6 protein-coding genes are annotated in these 5,569 nt (G+C 54.6%); 4 read left to right on the forward strand and 2 right to left on the reverse strand.

The window, feature by feature from the left end; genetic code table 11:
- Nucleotides 1-448 (reverse strand): aminotransferase class III-fold pyridoxal phosphate-dependent enzyme (locus WBC85_RS08300; RefSeq protein ID WP_424435168.1); only part of this gene is annotated, 448 nt, incomplete at its 3' end.
- On the reverse strand, nt 445-2,364 hold the full coding sequence (locus WBC85_RS08305) for a cation:proton antiporter (protein ID WP_424435171.1): 1,920 nt from the start codon (nt 2,362-2,364) through the stop codon (nt 445-447). The genes WBC85_RS08305 and WBC85_RS08300, both read right to left, overlap by 4 nt.
- A gap of 140 nt (nt 2,365-2,504) precedes the next feature.
- Here WBC85_RS08305 and smpB point away from each other — a divergent pair, with 140 nt between their 5' ends.
- The 4 genes from smpB (at nt 2,505) to WBC85_RS08325 (ending at nt 5,539) form a co-directional block, all read left to right on the forward strand.
- Complete coding sequence (gene smpB / locus WBC85_RS08310) at nt 2,505-2,981, forward strand: SsrA-binding protein SmpB (protein WP_424435174.1); 477 nt, start codon at nt 2,505-2,507, stop codon at nt 2,979-2,981.
- Between the two features lie 146 nt (nt 2,982-3,127).
- Nucleotides 3,128-3,400, forward strand: a complete 273-nt coding sequence (locus WBC85_RS08315) for a hypothetical protein (protein WP_424435177.1) — start codon at nt 3,128-3,130, stop codon at nt 3,398-3,400.
- 97 nt (nt 3,401-3,497) lie between these two features.
- A complete protein-coding gene (gene sseA, locus WBC85_RS08320; protein WP_424435180.1) occupies nt 3,498-4,355 on the forward strand; it encodes a 3-mercaptopyruvate sulfurtransferase in 858 nt (285 codons plus the stop codon).
- Nucleotides 4,355-5,539 carry an aromatic amino acid transaminase gene (locus WBC85_RS08325; protein WP_424435183.1) on the forward strand — a complete coding sequence of 395 codons (1,185 nt, stop codon included), beginning with the start codon at nt 4,355-4,357 and terminating at the stop codon, nt 5,537-5,539. Before sseA ends, WBC85_RS08325 begins: the two co-directional genes overlap by 1 nt.
- Nucleotides 5,540-5,569 lie beyond the last annotated feature (30 nt).

Here is a 5,569-nt window from a genome sequence, read left to right on the forward strand (position 1 = left end):
CTTTCTTGAGCGATATGAACTTGGTGCGTGTCGGTTCGCCGCGAAGGCGGTGATATTGGCGAGCGAGGCGCAGGCAGGTTTCAACCGAGTCCGAGCCGCCCGAGGTAAAGAAGGCCCGCACCATCCCGTCGGGTTCAAAAAACTCGCGCACCGCATAGGAGGCCTCAATTGCGGGAGGGTTCGATGTGCCCGCAAAGGCGGAATAGTAGGGCAGATCATAAAGCTGCTTGGCGATTGCCTCTTTCACCACGTCATTGGAATAGCCAAGGTTTACACACCAGAGGCCACCAACCGCATCGACGGTTTTGTGACCATCGAGATCTTCGATGTGAACACCGCTTGCTTTGGCGATAATCGCGGGCGGATTTGCTTGGATATCACCGGGATGACCCATTGGATGCCACATGTGACGCGCGTTGTTCTCGCGTAGGAAATTGTCGTCTTTCATAGCTGTTCGCCGTCCTTTGAGTTGCGTTGCAGGATTTGTTTCATTCGCTCGCCAAGTTCCGCTTCATAGCGCGGTATTAGTTCATTGGTGAGAGCAATGTATTCCTTGTTTTCAACAATAGGCACACCGATTTTGTAAGCGGGTGCAGCTTCGATCATGCCCTTGCGATCTGTTTCTGTGAAAGCGGCGCAGAGGTCTTCAGCTTTGTCTTTTTCGATTCCCAATGCTTCGAACGCAGAGCGCGCCATGCGCATGGAACTGTCGTAGGTTTCACGAATGATATCTCGGCACCCCGCTGCGTAAAGCTCGTGAACGTGATTGCGATCCACCGCGCGCGCCATGATGTGAACGTTGGGGTGATGTTCGTGGACGTGATGCACCATTTCGGTGATCTGATCCCTGCCATCTATTGCAATCACCAGAAGCTTGGCTTCGCCAATCCCCGCAGCGTGCAGCATATCAGGTCGCGATGCATCACCGAAGTAGGCCTTAACGCCAAACTGCGCGAGCATATCGAGTTGCTTGGAGGAATAGTCGATCACGGTCGGTGTAAAGCCCGCCGCGCGCAAGGTGCGGTTGACCAAGCCGCCAACGCGGCCGTGGCCTGCGATAATGATGTTGGACGTTTCATGGATATCATCCATCTCGCGCTGTTCTTCTTCGCTGAACCGCGGTGCGATGAGTTTGTCGTAGATGATGAAAAGGGCAGGCGTCAGGAGCATGGATAGCGCAACGACCAGCAAAAGAATGTCAGCGATTGAGCCGGGAATGATGTCACCAGCCACGGTGAAGGACAACAGCACAAAGCCAAATTCACCTGCCTGCGCGAGGCCAAGCGCGAACAACCATTTGTCGGACCCTTCAATCTTGAAAATGCGCGCAAGCACTAAAAGAACGATTGCCTTTACTGCGATCAAGCCTAGCGTCATCGCGAAGATCGAGCCGATGTTTTCAAAGAGCAACGCAAAGTTGATGCCAGCGCCAACGCTCATGAAGAACAGGCCAAGCAGCAGTCCCCGAAACGGATCAATATCGCTTTCAAGTTCATGTCGATAAGCACTGTTGGCGAGCACAACACCCGCTATGAATGTTCCCAATGCAGGTGAAAGCCCGACAAGCGACATCAGCAACGCAATACCGATCACAATCAAAAGCGCGCCAGCGACGAAAAGCTCCCGCAGGCCAGCCCCGGCGATAAAGCGAAAGATCGGGGTCGTAAGGAAACTACCGCCAAGGATAACCGCAATCACTGCGCCGATGGTAACAAGCATCGTCTGCCAAGCGTTTAGTCCATCAACAAGGCTCAACCCTGATCCGTGATCGCCGTCATCTGCATGGGGGGCTGCGCCATGGGCGGCGTCCGCGCCGTGTGCAACCGCATCGCTGGCCATGTCCATCAATTCTGGCATTGCCAAAAGCGGCATTAGCGCCAGCATCGGGATAACGGCAATATCTTGGGTGAGCAGGACAGAAAAGCTGGACTGCCCACCATCAGATTTCATCAGACCTTTTTCGTTAAGTGTTTGCAGTACGATTGCGGTGGATGACAGGGCCATGACCAGACCAATCGCCAAGGAAATTGACCATGGTTGTCCAAATGCCATGCAGATCGCCATCACAACCAACGTCGTCAATCCGACCTGTCCGCCGCCAAGCCCCAGCAGTTTGGTGCGCATACCCCAAAGCATCTTTGGTTCCAGCTCTAGCCCGACAAGGAAGAGCATCATCACGACACCGAATTCCGCAAAATGCTGGATCGAAAGAACGTCCACATGCAAAACAGCCAGAAGCGGACTAATGGCGATGCCAGCGATCAGATACCCCAATACAGAACCAAGCCCAAGCCGCGAGGCAATGGGAACGGCGATGACGCCGGCACAAAGAAAAATGAAGGCGAGTAGTAAAAAGTCGGTCATGCAAAGGGCTTTCAGTCAGGGCTTTAGCCTACAACTCTGCGCAGTCGTGGGGGTCAAGTCCAGAGGCTTTTGTCAATTGGCCTTGGAGTGAGAAGCGGAAGGCCTTATGTAGGGCGCTCAGAACCAGAAAGACACGTACCATGGCCAAGCCAAAGGAAAATCCGAATTATAAGGTGATCGCCGAGAACCGGCGCGCGCGCTATGATTATGCGATCGAGGATGACATCGAGTGCGGGATTATTCTGCAAGGCTCGGAAGTCAAATCCTTACGGGTCAATTCCGCCAATGTTGCGGAAAGCTATGCCGAGGTGAAAGACGGTGAGTTGTGGTTGGTAAACAGCTATATCGCGCCCTATGAACCTGCTCGCACGTGGGGTCATGAAGAGCGTCGTCGTCGCAAGCTTTTGGCGTCGAAAAAGCAGTTGGCACGTATGTGGTCCGATACCCAGCGCAAGGGAATGACACTTGTACCGTTGGTGCTTTATTTCAATCACAAAGGGTTTGTGAAACTGAAGCTGGGCATCGCCAAGGGCAAGCAGAACCATGACAAACGCGCCAGTGACGCCAAACGTGATTGGGGCCGTCAAAAGCAACGTCTGCTGCGGCATTCCGAATAAGTAAAACGTTTGGATGTCTCCGCATGGGAAGGCCTGCCTACATTTCCCCATGACGCATGGCCTACACCTGCACTAAGGTTGCGCACGCGTATGGGTTGGGTCACCTCTGCGCCGGATATCATAATGACCCGACGGGAAGGAATACTATGGAACTCTTGATTGGTCTTATTTCGGGCGCAGTAGGCGGTAACGTTGCTGGCGGCGTGATGAAAAACCTGAACCAAGGTACACTCATCAACTCGATCTCCGGCATCGTAGGCGGCGGTATCGGTGGCCAAGTACTTGGCATGCTGGGTGCAGGCGGTGGCGCTGGTGGTCTGGATATCGCATCCATTCTGACACAGGTTGCTGGCGGCGGCATTGGCGGTGGTGCCGTGCTTGCGATCGTTGGCGTCGTAAAGAACATGATGGCGAAGTAAGCTTTGCCAACGGGGCATCGCGTATTCGCGGTGCCCACTCTTGCCACTGCGCTCCCTCGGCAGTAAGCAAGATGTGACAAAAAAGAGGGCTTATCTCATGGCACTGGACGATCCGTCGACGTTGGTTTCAACAGAATGGCTTGCCGCCCATATGCGCGATCCTGATCTGCGGATCATTGATGCGTCTTGGTATATGCCTGCCGAGAACCGTGATCCCAAAGCAGAGTATGACAAAGCTCATATTCCCGGCGCGCGTTTTTTTGACATTGATGAAATCAGCGATGCACGCTCAGCCTTGCCGCATATGGCTCCAAGCGCCGAAAAATTCATGTCCCGCATGCGCGCGATGGGCGTCGGTGACGGACATCAGGTCGTTGTCTATGATGCAGAAGGCGTATTTTCTGCACCGCGCGTTTGGTGGCTTTTTCGTTTGATGGGGCAGGGTAGCGTCGCTGTTCTGGATGGTGGCATGAAGAAATGGATCGCCGAAGGGCGCGCTATTGAGGACCTGCCACCTGTTATTCGCGATCGTCATATGATGGTGCGGTTCCAGAACCAGATGGTGAAGGACGCAACGCAGGTTGCGGCCGCGGCCAAGCTGGGAACACCGCAAATCGTCGATGCGCGTTCCCCTGCAAGGTTTGCAGGTAGCGAGCCAGAGCCGCGCGAGGGCTTGCGGGCCGGGCGTATTCCTGGATCGCGCAACGTTTTCTTCAAGAACCTGTTGAACGATGACGGCACGATGAAAGAGCCAGCGGCGCTTAAAGCGGCGTTTGAAACAGCAGGCGTTGATCTGGACAAGCCCGTCATCACCAGTTGCGGATCGGGTATTACGGCCTGCATATTGTCACTTGCACTTGAGCGGATCGGCAAAAGCGATCACGCCGTTTATGACGGGTCCTGGACCGAATGGGGTTCAGTATCCAGCATGCCTATTGAAACCGGAGACGTCTGATGTTTGCCAACCTGAAAGCACAGCCTGCTGACACAATCCTGTCGTTGGCGAAAGCCTATCGCGAAGACCCGCGCGCAGAAAAAATTGACCTGGGCGTTGGCGTTTACAAAAATGCCGAAGGCGTCACGCCGGTAATGCGCGCCGTCAAAAAGGCAGAACAGCAGCTTTGGGAAGTCGAGAGTACCAAGTCCTATGTCGGACTGACCGGCGATCCTGCGTTTTCCGACGTGATGGTTGATCTTGTCCTTGGCGATAGTGTCGCCCGCGCCAATGTCGCCGCTGCCGCAACGCCGGGCGGAACCGGCGCGGTGCGCCAAGCGTTTGAATTGATTAAGATGGCTAACCCCGAAGCACGGGTGTTTGTGTCCAACCCGACATGGCCGAACCATGTTTCTATTCTGGGATATCTGGATATCGAACATGTGCCATACCGCTACTTCGACGCGGAAACGCGCGGTGTAGATTTTGATGGCATGATGGCCGATCTAAAGACGGCCAAAGCGGGCGACGTTGTTTTGCTACACGGCTGTTGTCACAATCCGACAGGTGCCAATCTAAACCTGACGCAGTGGCAGATCGTAGTGGATATCCTACTGGACACAGGCGCGATCCCGATGATCGACATTGCCTATCAAGGCTTTGGCGATGGTCTGGAAGAAGATGCCGCCGGGACACGACTGGTCGCCTCTTCTGTTCCAGAGTGTTTGATTGCTGGTAGCTGTTCGAAGAACTTCGGTATCTACCGCGAGCGCACGGGTATTTTGATGGCGGTAAGCGCGGATGCGTCACAGCAGCCGCTGAACCAAGATACGCTGGCCTATTTGAACCGTCAGAATTTTTCCTTCCCGCCAGATCATGGTGCGCGATTGGTGACAATGGTTCTGAGCGATCCGGACTTGCGCGCGGATTGGGCGGCAGAGCTGGAAGAGGTGCGTTTGGGCATGCTTGATTTGCGGACCCAATTGGCGGGCGAGCTTCAGCGCCTCAGCGGCTCGGACAGATTTGGCTTTCTTGCGCAGCATCGCGGTATGTTCTCCCGCCTTGGAACGACGCCCGAGTTGGTCGAGCAGTTGCGCGCAGAGCATGCGATTTACATGATTAGCGACAGCCGGATGAACATCGCGGGATTGAATGCGCAGTCTGTGCCAATTCTGGCGAAAGCGATTATCGAAGCCGGTGTTTGATAAATTCGGATCGGCTTAGCCGATCCGACC

It is taken from the genome of Planktotalea sp., assembly GCF_049680325.1.
GTDB lineage: Bacteria > Pseudomonadota > Alphaproteobacteria > Rhodobacterales > Rhodobacteraceae > Planktotalea.